This window comes from Mycobacterium sp. PS03-16, assembly GCF_004570325.1.
Taxonomy (GTDB): Bacteria; Actinomycetota; Actinomycetes; order Mycobacteriales; family Mycobacteriaceae; genus Mycobacterium.
The window spans coordinates 29,255-44,096 of sequence record NZ_SPQO01000005.1 but is presented as its reverse complement, the minus strand read 5'-3'; the positions used below and the strand labels follow the sequence as shown (position 1 = coordinate 44,096).

General features: G+C 68.6%; 14 protein-coding genes. 9 read left to right on the top strand and 5 right to left on the bottom strand.

The features are described 5' to 3' along the window. Positions 1-46 precede the first annotated feature (46 nt). Genes E4P42_RS05925 through dmpG form a run of 3 tightly spaced genes read left to right on the top strand, consistent with a single transcriptional unit; the run spans position 47 to position 2,827 of the window. Entirely contained in the window at positions 47-832 is a 786-nt protein-coding gene (locus tag E4P42_RS05925) for a 2-keto-4-pentenoate hydratase (protein ID WP_135124023.1), read from the top strand. Between the two features lie 10 nt (positions 833-842). Then, entirely contained in the window at positions 843-1,775 is a 933-nt protein-coding gene (locus tag E4P42_RS05920; RefSeq protein ID WP_135124021.1) for an acetaldehyde dehydrogenase (acetylating), read from the top strand. Then, positions 1,772-2,827, top strand: a complete 1,056-nt coding sequence (gene dmpG / locus E4P42_RS05915) for a 4-hydroxy-2-oxovalerate aldolase (RefSeq protein WP_135124018.1) — start codon at positions 1,772-1,774, stop codon at positions 2,825-2,827. The genes E4P42_RS05920 and dmpG overlap by 4 nt, the downstream gene beginning before the upstream one ends. Here dmpG and E4P42_RS05910 read toward each other — a convergent pair whose 3' ends face one another. Continuing rightward, the gene (locus E4P42_RS05910) at positions 2,828-3,793 is read right to left on the bottom strand and encodes a glycoside hydrolase family 26 protein (RefSeq protein WP_167759373.1); all 966 of its coding nucleotides are present in this window, start codon (positions 3,791-3,793) and stop codon (positions 2,828-2,830) included. Positions 3,794-3,924: 131 nt separating this feature from the next. Here E4P42_RS05910 and E4P42_RS05905 point away from each other — a divergent pair, with 131 nt between their 5' ends. Together E4P42_RS05905 and E4P42_RS05900 are read left to right on the top strand one after the other, a co-directional pair. After that, positions 3,925-4,638, top strand: coding sequence for a hemolysin III family protein (locus tag E4P42_RS05905; RefSeq protein WP_135124377.1), 714 nt, complete (start codon positions 3,925-3,927; stop codon positions 4,636-4,638). Between the two features lie 38 nt (positions 4,639-4,676). After that, on the top strand, positions 4,677-6,788 hold the full coding sequence (locus E4P42_RS05900) for an ATP-dependent DNA helicase RecQ (RefSeq protein ID WP_135124014.1): 2,112 nt from the start codon (positions 4,677-4,679) through the stop codon (positions 6,786-6,788). Here the strand turns inward: E4P42_RS05900 and E4P42_RS05895 are convergent. Further along, positions 6,785-7,438: a TetR/AcrR family transcriptional regulator gene (locus tag E4P42_RS05895; RefSeq protein ID WP_135124012.1), complete on the bottom strand. Its 654-nt coding sequence runs from the start codon at positions 7,436-7,438 to the stop codon at positions 6,785-6,787. The genes E4P42_RS05900 and E4P42_RS05895 overlap by 4 nt on opposite strands. Before the next feature lie 138 nt (positions 7,439-7,576). On the opposite strand from E4P42_RS05895, the gene E4P42_RS05890 reads away from it, so the two are divergent. Further along, a complete protein-coding gene (locus tag E4P42_RS05890; RefSeq protein ID WP_135124010.1) occupies positions 7,577-9,028 on the top strand; it encodes a cytochrome P450 in 1,452 nt (483 codons plus the stop codon). Here E4P42_RS05890 and E4P42_RS05885 read toward each other — a convergent pair. Then, positions 9,019-9,951 (bottom strand): IclR family transcriptional regulator, encoded by a 933-nt coding sequence (locus tag E4P42_RS05885; protein ID WP_135124008.1) that lies wholly within the window; start codon positions 9,949-9,951, stop codon positions 9,019-9,021. The two genes, E4P42_RS05890 and E4P42_RS05885, sit on opposite strands and share 10 nt — an antisense overlap. Before the next feature lie 84 nt (positions 9,952-10,035). Between E4P42_RS05885 and E4P42_RS05880 the strand changes: the two genes are divergently transcribed. The 3 genes from E4P42_RS05880 to E4P42_RS05870 are packed head-to-tail and all read left to right on the top strand — an operon-like array spanning position 10,036 to position 13,099. Next, positions 10,036-11,163, top strand: a complete 1,128-nt coding sequence (locus E4P42_RS05880) for a hypothetical protein (protein WP_135124006.1) — start codon at positions 10,036-10,038, stop codon at positions 11,161-11,163. Further along, the gene (locus E4P42_RS05875; protein ID WP_135124005.1) at positions 11,163-11,957 is read left to right on the top strand and encodes an SDR family oxidoreductase; all 795 of its coding nucleotides are present in this window, start codon (positions 11,163-11,165) and stop codon (positions 11,955-11,957) included. Before E4P42_RS05880 ends, E4P42_RS05875 begins: the two co-directional genes overlap by 1 nt. Continuing rightward, positions 11,954-13,099, top strand: coding sequence for a sulfotransferase (locus tag E4P42_RS05870; RefSeq protein ID WP_135124004.1), 1,146 nt, complete (start codon positions 11,954-11,956; stop codon positions 13,097-13,099). The genes E4P42_RS05875 and E4P42_RS05870 overlap by 4 nt, the downstream gene beginning before the upstream one ends. On the opposite strand, the gene E4P42_RS05865 is transcribed toward E4P42_RS05870, so the two are convergent. After that, positions 13,100-13,567 carry a hypothetical protein gene (locus E4P42_RS05865; protein ID WP_135124003.1) on the bottom strand — a complete coding sequence of 156 codons (468 nt, stop codon included), beginning with the start codon at positions 13,565-13,567 and terminating at the stop codon, positions 13,100-13,102. Next, positions 13,564-14,721 (bottom strand): Rieske 2Fe-2S domain-containing protein, encoded by a 1,158-nt coding sequence (locus E4P42_RS05860; RefSeq protein WP_135124002.1) that lies wholly within the window; start codon positions 14,719-14,721, stop codon positions 13,564-13,566. Before E4P42_RS05860 ends, E4P42_RS05865 begins: the two co-directional genes overlap by 4 nt. Positions 14,722-14,842 lie beyond the last annotated feature (121 nt).

The window sequence follows — 14,842 nt, the reverse complement described above, 5'->3', positions numbered from 1 at the left end:
CGACCCACAACTGCGCCGGTCGACGAAACGAGGGGAATTCATCGAGATGCTCAGTTCCGAGGTGCGGGAGCAGCTGGCCGCCGACCTGGCGCAGGCGGAGCGCAGCCGCGTGCCGATCACACCCCTGACCGACGGACAACCCGACATTGATGTTGTGGACGCCTACGAGATCCAACTGATCAACATCCGGCAGCGGGTCGCCGAGGGCGCCCGCGTCATCGGCCACAAGGTCGGCCTGTCGTCAGAGGCCATGCAGAAGATGATGGGCGTCGACGAACCCGACTACGGGCACCTGCTCGACGAGATGCAGGTCTACGAGGACCGACCCGTGAAGAGCGCGAACTACCTCTATCCGCGAGTCGAGGTGGAGGTCGGGTTCATCCTCGCCGACGACCTGCCCGGCGCCGGGTGCACCGAGGAGGACGTGCTCGCCGCCACCGCGGCGTTCGCTCCGGCGATCGAGTTGATCGACACCCGCATCACCGACTGGAAGATCAAGCTCTGCGACACCATCGCGGACAACGCCTCGTCGGCCGGGTGGGTGCTCGGCGAGGCGCGGGTGTCGCCGAAGGACATCGATATCAGAGCCATCGACGCGGTGCTCACCAACAACGGGGAGACCGTGGCCGAGGGGCGCAGCGATGCGGTGCTGGGCAATCCGGTCACCGCGGTGGCCTGGCTGGCCCGCAAGGTCGAGGGGTTCGGCGTACGACTGAAGGCCGGAGACATCGTGCTGCCCGGGTCGTGCACCCGTGCGATAGATGCACCACCCGGCAGCCATTTCGTCGCCGACTTCGCCGGGTTAGGTTCAGTACAGCTGAGTTTCGAATAGGGGAGAGACTATGACGGAGACCGCTCTCCGGAAGAAGATGTCAGTCGCGATCGTCGGGTCGGGCAACATCAGTACTGATTTGTTGTACAAGTTGCAGCGGTCGGAGTATCTCGAGCCGCGGTGGATGATCGGGATCGATCCGGAGTCCGAGGGGTTGGCGCGGGCGCGGAAGTTGGGGTTGGAGACCTCTCATGAGGGGGTGGACTGGCTGTTGGGGCAGTCGGAGAAGCCGGACATGGTGTTCGAGGCGACCAGTGCCTATGTGCATCGCGACGCTGCGCCGAGGTATGCCGAGGCGGGTATCCGGGCGATCGACCTGACACCGGCGGCGGTGGGGCCGGGGGTGATCCCGCCGGCGAATCTGCGCGAGCATCTGGATGCGCCGAACGTGAACATGGTGACCTGCGGTGGGCAGGCGACCATTCCGATCGTGCATGCGGTGAGCCGTGTGGTGGAGGTGCCTTACGGGGAGATCGTGGCGTCGGTGTCCTCGGCGTCCGCGGGTCCGGGTACGCGGGCCAACATCGATGAGTTCACCAAGACGACGAGTGCGGGGGTGCAGAACATCGGGGGCGCCAAGCGGGGGAAGGCGATCATCATTCTCAACCCCGCCGATCCGCCGATGATCATGCGCGACACCATCTTCTGCGCGATTCCCGAGGACGCCGACCGCGATGCGATCGCGCAGTCGATCCGCGACGTCGTCGCCGAGGTGCAGACCTACGTGCCGGGCTACCGGTTGCTCAACGACCCGCAGTTCGACGAGCCGTCGATGAACTCCGGCGGCCAGGCGGTGGTCACCACGTTCATCGAGGTCGAGGGTGCGGGGGACTACCTGCCGCCGTATGCCGGGAACCTCGACATCATGACCGCCGCGGCGGCCAAGGTCGGCGAGGAGATCGCCAAGGAATCGGTGGCAGTTCCGGCGGGAGGCCAATCATGAGCATCAATGACATCTATTTCGATCCGATGTGGGACATCCGGATGACCGACACGTCGCTGCGCGACGGGTCGCATCACAAACGCCATCAGTTCACCACCGATGAGGTGGGCGCGATCGTCGCGGCCCTGGACACCGCGGGCGTGCCGGTGATCGAGGTGACCCACGGCGACGGGCTGGGCGGGTCGAGTTTCAACTACGGGTTCTCCAAAACCCCCGAGCAGGAGCTGATCAAGCTCGCCGCCGAGACGGCGAAGAACTCCAAGATCGCGTTTCTCATGCTGCCCGGGGTGGGCACCAAGGAGGACATCAAACAGGCGCAGAACAACGGCGGGGCGATCTGCCGGATCGCCACCCATTGCACCGAGGCCGACGTGTCGATCCAGCACTTCGGGCTGGCGCGTGAGCTGGGGCTGGAGACCGTCGGGTTTTTGATGATGGCCCACACCATTGCGCCGGAGAAGCTCGCCGCACAGGCCCGGATCATGGCCGATGCGGGCTGTCAGTGCGTGTACGTGGTGGACTCGGCCGGGGCGCTGGTGCTCGAAGGGGTGCGCGACCGGGTCGCGGCGCTGGTCGCCGAGCTCGGCGACGATGCGCAGGTCGGCTTCCACGGCCATGAGAACCTCGGCCTGGGGGTGGCGAACTCGATCGAGGCGGTGCGGGCCGGGGCCAAGCAGATCGACGGGTCGTGCCGCCGGTTCGGTGCCGGTGCGGGCAACGCCCCGGTGGAGGCGTTGATCGGGGTGTTCGACAAGATCGGTGTGAAGACCGGGATCGACTTCTTCGACATCGCCGACGCCGCCGAGGAGGTGGTCGCCCCGGCGATGCCGGCCGAATGCCTGCTCGACCGCAACGCGCTGATCATGGGCTACTCGGGGGTGTACTCCAGCTTCCTCAAACACGCCATCCGCCAGTCCGAACGCTACGGCGTGCCCGCCCACCAGCTGCTGCACCGGGCCGGTCAGCGCAAGCTGATCGGCGGCCAGGAAGACCAACTCATCGACATCGCACTCGAGATCAAGCGGGAAATGGACACCGCGCCGGCGAGCTGATCAGCGGCCGGAGTGTTTGGCGACCGACTGGCGGAACGCCTCCTGCGCCTGCGGTGAGGAGTTGAACCGCCAGTCGCGTTCCTTGACCGCCTGGAACCAGACCACGCCGGTCACCCGGTCCTGGGTGGCGAGGTAGTCGAACAGGCCGTAGATCCAGTCGGCCTTGTCGATGCCCGACCGCGGACCCTCGACGCCGGCGGTCTCGGCGATCACGATGTCGTGGCGCGGATCCAGGCGGCGTAGCTGCGCCAGGCTGTCACCGAAGATCTCGGCCGCACTGCGCCAGCTGCGGCCGTCGCCCTCGCCCCAGTTGTAACCGTCGAGCCCCAGGACGTCGATGCTGTCGGCGCCCGGGAACGCGGCCGCCATGTCGCCGAGCCCGTCGGCCGAGGCGTCCGGGCACCACATGAACGCGACGTTGTCGGCGCCGGCCCGGCGGAATATCTCGCGGACGTGGCGCCACGCCGCGGCCGATTCGACGGCCGTGTTCCCGTTCACCCGCACCGACCACGGGTAGAAGGTGCTGTTCATCTCGTGGCCGGTCCGCAGGATCAGCGGGGAACCCCAGTCGGCGAGGATCCGCGCCCACGCCTCGAGGCGGCTGTCGAAGTCGCCGGCCAGGATGCGACGCAGCGAGTACGCGGGTTGCTCGGGTCCCGCGCCCGGCTGCCACAGCTCGAGCGTGAGGATCGGGACGGCGCCGCCGGCGGTGATCGCGGACAGCGCGCCGAGCGGCACCTGATCGTTGATCGCGGCGAAGCGCAGGACGTAGCCGGGGGTCGCGCCGGCCATGTCGGTGACCACCGCGAGGTCGCTCGAGCCGGCCTGATCGTCCGGGACGAACACCCCCCAGTCGAGGGCATGCGGGGCGCTCTGCGACGACTGTGCCGACGGTTCGGGCGAACACGCCCCCACGGCCACGCTCACCACCAGGACGGTCAGCAGTCGCCGGGCGAGAGCTCTCACGTGCACACCGCTGCGTTCCCGCGAATCCGTGAGCTGACACATCGCTCGGCGCCACCGCGTGGCCCCGCGTCGGGGCGGCCCGCCGCCGGTAGGCTGTGCAGCGCTGTCGCCGCTGCGACGGCGCCGTGAGCATGACCGGCCGCTGCGACATCGGAGATGCTCTGAACGATCAGTTGGCCGGTGTCGGCCTGCCCGTCGAGGTGTTGCGCCCGCCCAGCGCCCGGGGCTGGATCCACGTCGTCGCCGCGGCAGGCGCGGTGATCGGCGGGACGGCCCTTCTCGGCGTGGCCTGGACCGCTGCCGACGAGCCGCTGGCCATCTGGGCCGCCCTGGTCTACGTGACCGCGATCGTCGGCATGTTCACGGTCAGCGCCACCTACCATCGCGTCCGCTGGACCTCGGCCGCCGCCCAGAAGTGGATGAAGCGTGTCGATCACTCGGCCATCTTCGTGTTCATCGCCGCCACCTACACCCCTTTCGCGCTGTTGGCCATGCCCCCGCAGACCGGATACGAGGTGCTGGCCATCGTATGGACCGGTGCGGCCGCCGGCGTGCTGCTCAAGATGCTGTGGCCGTCGAGCCCGCGATGGGTGGGGGTGCCGCTCTACCTGACCCTCGGATACGTGGCGATCTTCTTCGCCGAGGTACTGCTGCTGGGTGCGGGCGCCACCGCCGTTGCGCTGCTGGTCGCCGGCGCGGTGCTCTACAACGCGGGTGCCGTCTGCTACGGCACCCGGTGGCCGAACCCGTGGCCGAGCACCTTCGGGCACCACGAGGTGTTCCACGCGTTCACCGCGGCCGCGGCGGTCTGCCACTTCGCCGCCATCTGGCTGGTCATCCGGTAGGCGTCCGGACTGTCACCGCCGCCGGGCACGATGGGGGCATGTCGACCCCACCGTCGCTCCGCTCGCCCGAGACCGCGACCCGCGACGACGCCCAGGCTCTGCTCGAACAACTGGCCGGTCCGCACGCCACCCTGCGCGACGACCAGTGGACGGCCATCGAGGCGCTGGTGGTGCACCGGCGGCAGGCCCTCGTCGTGCAGCGCACCGGCTGGGGGAAGTCCGCGGTGTACTTCATCTCCGCCAAGCTGCTGCGCAACGCCGGCCGCGGGCCCACGGTCATCGTGTCTCCGCTGCTGGCGCTGATGCGCAACCAGGTGGCCGCCGCCCAGCGTGCGGGGGTGCGGGCGGCGACCATCAACTCCGGCAACGTCGCCGAATGGGACGAGATCCAGCAGCGGGTGCGTGACGGTGACCTCGACGTGCTGCTCGTCAGCCCCGAACGGCTGAACAACCCCGACTTCCGCGACAACGTGCTGCCCGCGCTGGCCGCCGACGCCGGTCTGGTGGTCGTCGACGAGGCGCACTGCGTTTCGGATTGGGGTCATGACTTCCGTCCCGACTACCGGCGGATCCGCACCCTGATCGGCGAGCTCGGCGACGGCATCCCGGTGCTGGCCACCACCGCCACCGCCAACGACCGGGTGGTCGACGACGTCCGCGGACAGCTCGGGGTCGGCGGACGCGACACGTTGGTGCTGCGCGGCGGCCTGGACCGCGAATCGCTGCGGCTGTCGGTGGTCCGGGCCGGCAACCCCGCGCAGCGGGCGGCCTGGCTGGCCACCCATCTCGGTGAGCTGCCGGGGTCGGGCATCGTCTACACGCTGACCGTCGCCCAGGCCCACGACATGGCCACGCTGCTGCGCGAACACGGCCATCCGGTCGCCGCCTACACCGGTTCGACCGACGCGACCGAACGCGAACAGCTCGAAGCCGACCTGCTGGGCAACCGGGTCAAGGCGCTGGTGGCCACCTCGGCGCTGGGGATGGGGTTCGACAAGCCGGATCTGGGCTTCGTCGTCCACCTCGGCGCACCGTCCTCGCCGATCGCGTACTACCAGCAGGTCGGGCGTGCGGGGCGCGCGACCGACAGCGCCGAGGTGGTGCTGCTACCCGGCCGCGAGGATCAGGACGTGTGGCGGTACTTCGCGTCCGTCGCGTTCCCGTCCGAGGCGATGGTGCGCGACGTGATCCGCGCGTTGGACGCCGAGCGGCCGCAGTCCACGCCCGCGCTCGAACCGCTCGTCGACCTCAACCGCAGCCGGTTGGAGATGGTGCTCAAGGTGCTCGACGTCGACGGTGCGGTGCGCCGCGTCAAGGGCGGCTGGGTGAGCACCGGGCAGCCGTGGACCTATGACGAGGAGCGCTACCGCAAGCTCGACGAGGCCCGCCGCCGCGAACAGCAGGCCATGCTGGACTACCAGGGCACCGACGGCTGCCGGATGGCATTCCTGCGCGCGCAACTCGACGACCCGGAGCTGGCCGACGGTGAGCGGTGCGGACGCTGCGACAACTGCACCGGCACCCGGCTGGGTGGCGAGGTCGATGCGGCCGCGGCCGAGGACGCCCGGCAGCGGCTGATGCGTCCCGGCGTCGAACTCAGCCCGCGTAAGCAGTGGCCGTCCGGGCTGGCCAAGCTCGGCCTCGAGCTGTCCGGCCGCATCGGCGACGGGCCCGCCACCGGCCGGGTGATCGGGCGGTTGACCGATCTGGGCTGGGGCGCCCGGCTGCGTCGCGTCCTCGACGAACCCGATGGCGACGTCACCGACGACGTGGTGCGCGCCGCCGTCGACGTGCTGGCCGCCTGGGACTGGCAGACGCGTCCGGTCGCCGTGCTCGCGATGGACTCGGCGACCCGGCCGCGGCTGATTGCCTCGCTGTCGGCGCGGCTGGCCGAACTCGGCCGGCTCACCGACCTCGGCACCCTGCGCTACCGGCCGGAGCGCCGGCCGGTGACGGCGGCGAACTCGGCGTACCGCGTTGCGGCACTGCAGGATTCGTGGGAGTCGCCGGATCTGTCCGCGGTCGGCGGCCCGGTCCTGCTCGTCGACGACCTCGCCGACAGCGGGTGGACGCTGACGATGGCGGCCCGGGTGGTGCGGGCGGCCGGCGCGCCGGAGGTGCTGCCGTTCGCGATCGCCGCGGTCAGTTAGCGCCTGCGCCTCCGTGCCACTTCGGCGGCGCCGTTGCCGGTGATGAGCCACAGCGTGGTCAGGCCGGCGACGAGCTCCTCGACGGTGACGTCAGCGCGACCATCGAGGTACGCGAGGATGGCGTCGGCGGTTCCGCCGACGATGAACGCGGGAGTCACCTCCGCGAGCGGGTCGGACTCGAGTTCGACGTCGTGGACGGTGCGCGCATGACCGATGAGCACCGCGGTCAATTGCCGCATCACGGCTGCCCGATGACCGTGCAGGACCGACGAACCGGCGACGCCACCCAGGAGAACCCGGCCGCGCCGGGGGTCCTCGACCAGGGTGCGCACCAGCGCGTCGACGGCCGCGGTCGCCTGCGCCTCCAGCGGTTGGCCCGAGGTGCCCGCGATCGCGGTCGTCGTCGCGTCGCGCACCTCGCCGGCGATGTCGTCGACCGCGGCGGTCGCGACCTCGTCGAGGCCGGCAAAACTCTCGTAGAAGTACCGCTTGTTGAGGCCGGCCTCGGCGCACAGGCGGTCGACCGTGATGGTGCGCCAGTCATCGTCGGCGATGGCCTCGATCGCGGCATCCACCAATCGGGCGCGCCGCTGCATGCGGCGTGAGTCGGCGGTCTGCCCGCCGTAACTCCGTCCCGGTGTGTCGGCCACCGCATGATCGTCGCACCCCGGTTCGGTGCGACGGAGGACCCTTGACCCCGGGCCCGATATCTGGCACGGTTCAGTACCACATTATCTGGCACGGCTCGTGCCAGACGTGAGGTGAGGAGCTCCGATGGGACTCACTCGATGACCAGCTCGGCCGCCGACCCCGTGGCGTTCGCCAAACACCGTCTGCAGTCGGCGGCGGCGGGCGTGACGGCTCGGTATCCCAGCCGAGACCGTGCCCTGGCCCGTCCGCCCGCGGGCTCCCACCTGAAACCGGTGCTGGGCAACTACGGATTCCCCGTGCTCGGACACATCATGAGTTCGATCGTCGACCCGCTCGATTTCGCCCGGCGACGCTACGAGCGCTACGGGCCGGTGTCGTGGGCCGGCGGGATCGGTTTCCGCATCGTGCAATTGATGGGTCCCGACGCTCTGGAGGCGGCGTGGGTCAACAGGGACAAGGCCTTCTCGAGCACGCGCGGTTGGGCTCCGGTGATCGGGCCGTTCTTTCACCGCGGCATCATGCTGCTCGACTTTGCAGAACACCGCGACCATCGCCGCATCATGCAGCAGGCGTTCACCCGCAGCGCACTCGACGGATACCTCGACCTCATGCGGCCGGGTATCGAGCGAACCGTCACCGGCTGGCCGGCGTCGCCGAACTTCCCCGTCTACACCGCGGTCAAGCGCCTGCTCCTCGACCAGGCCGCCGAGGTCTTCGTCGGCGTCCGGCTCGGCACCGAATCGGCCCAGCTGGCCGCCGATTTCCACGATACGGTCTGCGGTGGCCAGGCGGTGATCCGCGCCGACGTCCCGGGCGGCGCCTGGGCGCGCGGTCTGCGCGCGCGCGAACGGCTGGAACGTTACTTCGCCGCTCAGCTCCCGGCGCGGCGGGCCGGTGACGGCACAGACCTGCTCTCGATGCTGTGCCGCAGCCGCAGCGACTCCGGGGAGCGCTTCAGCGATGCCGACATCGTCAACCACATGATCTTCCTGCTGATGGCCGCCCACGACACCAGTGCCATCGCCATCTCGATGCTGGTCTACGAACTCGGCCGCAATGTCGAATGGCAGGACCAGCTGCGCGACGAGGCACTCGGAAACGCACGCGGGGGCTTCGGCATTCGCGACCTCGACGAGGGCTATCCACTGCTCGACGCAGCGTTCAAGGAGACGCTGCGGATGTACGCCCCGGCCGGAACTCTGTTCCGCCAGGCGATCGCCGACACCGACGTGGCCGGTCACTTCATTCCGCGCGGGAGTCAGATCGCGATCAACGTCTATGCCTCGATGCGGCTCGCCGACTGGTGGCCCGAGCCGGATCGGTTCGATCCGCGCCGGTTCCTCGACGGCGCGGACGCCGGCCCGGTGCACCGCTACGCGTTCGCGCCCTTCGGTGGCGGGGTGCACAAGTGTCTCGGGGAGCGGTTCGCCGACATGAACGTCAAGGCCGTCATGCAGCAACTTCTGCGTCACTTCGACTGGCGCGTGCCCGCCGACTACCGCCCGGTGCTGAGCTGGGGCACCGGCCCCACGCCGGCCGACGGACTACCCGTGACGTTGCGGCGCAGAACGTCCGGCGGTCACCGCTGAGCCCGTCCGTGGCCACCGCTGGGCGGGGTGCCGCCGAGCTGGCGGGTCACCGCATCGGCTGTCGCGACCACTGCGCGGGCGCGCTCCTGGATCTCGTTGTCGCTCAGTGGTGTGCCGATGTGCATCGAGGCCACCATGACCTGGCGCCCGTGATGGTCGTAGACCGGGGCGGAGATGACGCTGATGTCATGCCGTCTCCGTCCCTGCGAACGTTCGCTGCGGAGGTACACCCGCTCACCGATGTCGGAGACGAGTTCGCCGAGCAGGGCTCTCAACTCTTCGGGAAGATCGCTCGACATACCCGCCATCAACCGGTACAGCCGTCGTCCGCCGGGGGTCTGCCGCTCAACCAGATAGCCGTCCGCACGGCATTCGGCCATCACTCGGTCGAGCCGTTCGGTGCCGGTGCGCAACGGGATCGTGGGCTCTCTGGCGAGCCAGCTGCGCACCGCATCGTCGTCCCACAGCACGAACATCAACCCCACCGGCGGAGCGAACGGATAGCTCTGGCCCACCTCGACGCCGGGCCGGGCGCCTGCCGGCGCGACGAGGTCGAGCAGCGTGATCCGATCCTCAACCACACCGGACAGCGCCGCGGTGACGCGGAATCGGGTTGACAGCCGACGCAACTCCTCCCGGGCCGCCGGACTGACCCGCATCGACTCCTGTGCCTTGTGTCCCAGCCTGATCAGCGCGGGCCCGAGCCGGTACGTCTTGTCCGCCGCGTCGCGGAGCAGGTATCCGGCGTCGGTCAGGGCGGTCACGATGCCCAGACAGGTGGGCTTGCTCAGCTCGACCCGGCGGGCCAGGTCGGACACACCGAAGCGCCGGTCGGGATGGTCGGCGAGGAAGTCGAGGATGCGCATCACGCGCTCGGACGGCGGCGACGTGCGGCCGGACGTCTCGGCCTGTGTCGGAGACATGCCGCGACACTAGCGCGCGTTCCACAGTTGGAACGAAGCGGTTCGTATATTGACTGTGATGAGAACACGTTCTAGTTTCGAGGCGTGTTCTCACAGCCGCTGGCCGAGGCGATCGCCGAGGCGGAGAAACTGGTGTCCGAGGCCCCGTTCATCGAATCCGAGGCCGATCTGCTCGAAGGCCTGCAGTACCTCGCCGGTTGTATCGCCGCATGCACCCACGTCGCGTTCGACTACGACCGTGACCGCCCGTTCCTGCACAGCGGCACCGGCCCGTTCACCAAGATGGGACTCGACAACCCCGACACCCTCTACTTCGGCACCCGGGTGCAGCCCGGGCACGAATATGTGGTCACCGGAACCCGCGGCACCACCACCGATGTCAGCTTCCAGCTGCTCGGCGGCGAATACACCGACGAGGTGGTTCCCGACAGCGAGACCGCCTTCGACGACCGCAGACTCACCATCGCCGACGACGGCACCTTCGAGTGGCGGTTCACCCCGGACGTGCCGTCGCAGCTGGTGATCCGGGAGGTCTACAACGACTGGGCCGCCCGGCGCGGCACCTTCGCGATCGCCCGCACCGACACCGAAGGCACCGCGCCGCCACCGCTGACCCGCGAACTCATCGACAAGCGCTACGCCGTCGCCGGAAAGCAGCTGGTGCAGCGGGTCAAGACGTGGCTGCAGTTCCCGCAGTGGTTCTACGACAACCTGCCGGTGAACACGTTGGTCGCCCCACGCCTGACCCCGGGCGGGTTGGCCACGCAATACTCGTCGGCCGGGCACTACGACCTCGACCCCGCGCAAGCCATGGTCATCACGGTTCCCGTCTCCGACGCGCCCTACATGGGCTTCCAGCTCGGCAGCCTCTGGTACATCTCGCTGGACTACATCAACCATCAGACCTCGCTCAACGGCACTCAGGCGCAACCGGATCCGGACGGCAAAATCCGCATCGTCGTCTCCGAGGCGAACCCGGGTGTCACCAACTGGTGTGAAACCCTCGGCCACCGCAAGGGTTACGTGCAGTTCCGGTGGCAGCGGGTCTCGCGCGAGCTGACCGAGGCGGACGGCCCGACGGTGGAGATCGTCGACGTCGATCAGGTGGCGGGCGCCCTGCCCTACCACGAACAGAACAAGATCTCGGACGAGGACTGGCGCGCGCGGATCGCGCTGCGCCAGAAGCAGATCGGCAACAGGATGGTGGGTTGATGAGCGCAATCGGGAACGGCCTGCTCGCAGACAAAGTCGTCGTGATCAGCGGGGTGGGTCCCGCGCTGGGCACCACGCTCGCGCGGCGGTGCGCCGAGGCAGGAGCGGATCTGGTGCTGGCCGCACGGACCGTCGAGCGCCTCGACGACGTCGCCAAGCAGATCACCGACATGGGGCGGCGCGCGGTCGCCGTCGGCACCGACATCACCGACGACGGGCAGGTGGCCAACCTGGTCGAACAGTCCATGCAGGCCTACGGCAAGGTCGACGTCCTGATCAACAACGCGTTCCGGGTGCCGTCGATGAAGCCCCTGGCCAACACCACCTTCGAGCACATCCGCGAGGCCATCGAGCTGACCGTGCTGGGTGCGCTGCGGCTCACCCAGGGCTTCACCCCCGCACTCGCCGAGGCCAATGGATCGGTGGTGAACGTGAATTCGATGGTGGTGCGGCATTCGCAGGCCAAGTACGGCGCCTACAAGATGGCCAAGTCCGCGCTGCTGGCCATGTCGCAGTCGCTGGCCACCGAACTCGGCGAGCAGGGCATCCGGGTCAACTCCGTGGTGCCCGGCTACATCTGGGGCGGCACGCTGGAGAGCTACTTCACCCACCAGGCCGGCAAGTACGGCACGACCGTCGACCAGATCTACCAGGCCACCGCGGCGGCGTCGGACCTCAAGCGGCTGCCGACCGAGGACGAGGTGGCCTCGGCGATCCTGTTCATGGCCAGCGATCTGTCCAGCGGCATCACCGGCCAGACGCTCGACGTGAACTGCGGGGAGTACAAGGCGTGAGCCCCCGCACGGACGTCGGCACGGTCGAGGACCTGCATGCCTCCGCGACGAAGGCGTGCGGGCTCGACGACTTCGGCGGCGACGACGACAACTACCGTGAGGCGCTCGGCGTTCTGCTCGAGTCCTTCCAACGCGATGCGGACCTGACCGAGTTCGGCAGCAAGATGCAGCGCTTCTTCGTCCGCAACGCGCTGGTGGCCCGGCTGGTCTCCGAAGCGGCGTGGAAGCAGTACCCGCAGCATGCCGACGTCGCGATCGAGCGGCCGATCTTCGTGACCGGTCTCCCGCGCACCGGAACCACCGTCATCCACCGGCTGCTGACCGCCGATCCACGTCACCAGGGGCTGGAACTGTGGCTCGCGGAGTTCCCGCAGCCGCGTCCGCCACGTGAGACGTGGTCGCAGAACCCGGTTTTCCAGCAGCTCGACGCACAGTTCGCCAAGGCGCACGCCGAAGACCCCGACTACACCGGCCTGCACTTCATGACCCCCGACGAGGTCGAGGAATGCTGGCAGCTGCTACGGCAGTCGCTGCACTCGGTGTCCTACGAGACCCTGGCCCACCTGCCCACCTATTCACAGTGGCTGGCACGACAGGACTGGACCAAGCCCTACCAGCGCCACCGCAAGAACCTGCAGCTGATCGGGCTCAACGACGTCGAGAAGCGCTGGGTGCTGAAGAATCCGAGCCACCTGTTCGCGCTCGATGCGCTGTTCGCCACCTATCCCGACGCGCTGGTGGTGCAGTGCCACCGGCCGGTCGAGACCATCATGGCGTCGATGTGCTCGCTGTCGCAGCACACCACTGCCGGCTGGTCGAACTCGTTCGTCGGAACGCGCATCGGTGAGGACGCGATGGAGACGTGGTCGCGAGGGCTGCGGCGGTTCAACGAGGTTCGCGCGCAACAGAACCCGGACCAGTTCTGCGACGTCGACTACTTCGAGTTCATCAAGGATCCGGTCGCCAGCGTCGAGGGCATCTACCGGCGCTTCGGCCTCGAGTTCACCGACGCGGCGCGCGAGGCGATCGCCGCGAGCCACACCGCGAGCCAGCAGGGTCCCCGCGCGCCCAAGCACACGTACTCGCTGGCCGATTACGGCCTGACCGACGAGCAGGTCAGGGAGCGCTTCGCCGGGCTGTGATCACCCGTCGCCGGGGGAGGGCGCCGAGGACATCTCCTCGAGGCATCCCTCGGCGACGGCGTGCTTGATGCTGTCCGCGAGTTTCGGGCAGGCCCGGCTGCGCGCCGGCTGACCGCCGGATTCCCGGACCTCGGTGAAGTACGCACACCGTTGCGCGGCTTCGGAATTCCACTGCACCGAGGTGTGCGCCGGCCCCAGCTTCTTGACCTTCACCGCGACGTGGCAGAACCGGCAGTCCACCGACACCAGGCCCGAATTGAGGTACCGCTCGCGATCACGCGCGGTGGCCTCGCGGACGGCCGCGGCCCGTGCCTCGTCGTTCGCGAAGTCGGGCGCCTTGGACCAACTCCGGCGGCCGCCGGCGGACGACGGCTCGGGATGATCGTCGTCGTCGTGACCGCCGTGCAGCAGGAGCATCGACCGGGCCAGCCGGTCGACCTCGTCGTCCTGCCTGTCGTGGTCGGTCATGACGTCGGCTGTTCGGCCTTCTCCGCCTCCTGGCGCTTGAGGTTCTCCTCGATCTCACCGTGCCAGTACTCGTTGGCCGCGGTGGTGTCGACCTCGATCTCGAAGCGGTCGGTCATCTCCGGAGTGACGTCGGCGACGTCGACGTAGAACTGCTGGTACCAGCGGCGCATCTGGTAGACGGCACCGTCCTCCTCGACCAGCAGCGGATTGTCGATGCGGGTCTTGTGCTTCCAGATCTCCACATCCTGCAGGAAGCCCTTGCTGACGCCTTCGGTGAAGACCCGGGCGAGCTTGTCGGTGGTCTGCTCGTCGAGGCCCTTGGGCTTCTCGACGATGACGCCCCACTGCAGCACGAACGAATCCTGGGTCACCGGATAGTGGCAGTTGATCAGGATGGACTCGGCCTTGAAGCCGCCGTAGTTGTTGTGCAGCCAGTTGATCATGAACGACGGGCCGAAGTAGGACGCCTCGGAGTCGAGGTGGGCCTCCCCGTAGGTGGTGCCCATGTCGTCGATGTCGGGCCGGCCGACGTTGTGCAGGTACTGGCTGGCGATGTGGCCTTCGAAGACGTTCTTGAAGTACGTCGGCAGACCGTAGTGGATGTAGAAGAAGTGCGCCATGTCGGTGACGTTGTCGATGATCTCGCGGCAGTTGCTGCCCTCGATGAGCATCGTGTTCCACCGCCAGTCGGTCCACTCGTCGCTGGCGAACTCCGGGATGTCGGGGATGCGCACCTCGGGTTGCGGCGGGTTGCCCTCGTGGTCGTGCCAGACGAACAGCAGGCCGCCGCGCACGTCGGTATGCCAGGCCCGGGTGCGGGCCAGCCGTGGCGTGCGCTTGGCGTACGGCACCAGCTTGCACTTGCCGTCGCCGCCCCAGCGCCAGTCGTGGAACGGGCAGGCCACGGTGTCGTCCTTGATGGTGCCCTGGGCCAGGTTGCCGCCCATGTGCCGGCAGTAGCCGTCGAGGATCTTGACATCCCCGTGGGAGTCGGCGAACACCACCAGCATGGTGCCGAAGATCTCGACGCCGTGCGGCTTGCCGTCGAGGTAGTCCTTCACCGGGCCCAGGCAGTGCCAGCCCCGGGCATAGCGGTCGGGCAGCGAACCGGTGTCGATCTCGCGGATGCCGCTGTGTGCGGTGTCGGTGCTCACGTGGCGCCTCCAGAAAATTGGCCTCTAACTAGAACACGTTACAGTTTTGCCCGAGGGTCTCGCAACGATTGGCGCGTGAGGTGTGGCATACCCGCCTGACGGGCGGCTATTCGAGGAGATC

Coding starts and splice junctions, on each gene's coding strand:
- E4P42_RS05925 (WP_135124023.1), top strand. CDS start 47: ATGCTCAGTTCCGAGGTGCGGGAGCAGCTGGCCGCCGACCTGGCGCAG.
- E4P42_RS05920 (WP_135124021.1), top strand. CDS start 843: ATGACGGAGACCGCTCTCCGGAAGAAGATGTCAGTCGCGATCGTCGGG.
- dmpG (WP_135124018.1), top strand. CDS start 1,772: ATGAGCATCAATGACATCTATTTCGATCCGATGTGGGACATCCGGATG.
- E4P42_RS05905 (WP_135124377.1), top strand. CDS start 3,925: ATGACCGGCCGCTGCGACATCGGAGATGCTCTGAACGATCAGTTGGCC.
- E4P42_RS05900 (WP_135124014.1), top strand. CDS start 4,677: ATGTCGACCCCACCGTCGCTCCGCTCGCCCGAGACCGCGACCCGCGAC.
- E4P42_RS05890 (WP_135124010.1), top strand. CDS start 7,577: ATGACCAGCTCGGCCGCCGACCCCGTGGCGTTCGCCAAACACCGTCTG.
- E4P42_RS05885 (WP_135124008.1), bottom strand. CDS start 9,951: ATGTCTCCGACACAGGCCGAGACGTCCGGCCGCACGTCGCCGCCGTCC.
- E4P42_RS05875 (WP_135124005.1), top strand. CDS start 11,163: ATGAGCGCAATCGGGAACGGCCTGCTCGCAGACAAAGTCGTCGTGATC.
- E4P42_RS05865 (WP_135124003.1), bottom strand. CDS start 13,567: ATGACCGACCACGACAGGCAGGACGACGAGGTCGACCGGCTGGCCCGG.